The following is a 687-nucleotide window of genomic DNA, read 5'->3' on the forward strand; positions in this document are numbered from 1 at the left end:
GATCGGACTGTCCTCAGCTTCACCAGCCAGCTGCGACTGGCTGGCGGTGGGTCCTTTCACCCCACCCGGTGTTGCGGTCATCAGCGGCTACCTGCCGCTCTCAGACCTGCAGCGCTTCGTGGCGCACTGCCTCGTCCAAGAACAGGCTGGCGTCAGGGCGTTTTCCCTGGGGCATGCGGGCCCGGCGGGTGGTGGCCTGCCAGACGGCGGACACGACGATGGAGCCCATCAGTGCGGCGGTCTCGACACCGAGGGCGTCTTGAGCGATGCGGACCAGGCAGACCCCGCCGTCGTTGAGCACGGCGTCCATGTCGACGGTGGAGGGGCCGGCGGCGATCGCGGCCCGTACGAACGGTCGTAGCAGGAATCCGCGCAGCTTGTTCATCAGCGGGGCGACGGCGTGCGCCTGCGCCGGCTCGGACAGCGCCTCGTACCACTCCCAGAAACCGGCCAGAATCGCGTTGTCAGCGCCCTTTCTCACCTCACCGACGAGGCGCTCCCGGTAGGCGCCGTCGGTCAGGAGCCGGGGTAGCTGGGTCAGGACGGGGACCTCGGGTTGGGCGGCGAGGGTGAGCAGGCCGGCGCGGAAGATGTCGTCGGTCCGTGGGCCCCAGGACTCGTGGTAGACGCGGGAGAAGATGGAGACCAGGTTGTCGACGGCGCGGGTCCGGTCGGGCTGGTCCAGCG

Annotated in this window: 1 pseudogene; it reads right to left on the reverse strand. The window is 69.6% G+C overall.

Annotated elements, in window-relative coordinates:
- Positions 1 to 100 precede the first annotated feature (100 nt).
- A pseudogene (locus tag ACG83_RS47530) lies at positions 101 to 687 on the reverse strand (type VI secretion protein); the annotation flags it as partial.

The organism is Frankia sp. R43 (assembly GCF_001306465.1).
Taxonomy (GTDB): Bacteria; Actinomycetota; Actinomycetes; order Frankiales; family Frankiaceae; genus Parafrankia; species Parafrankia irregularis.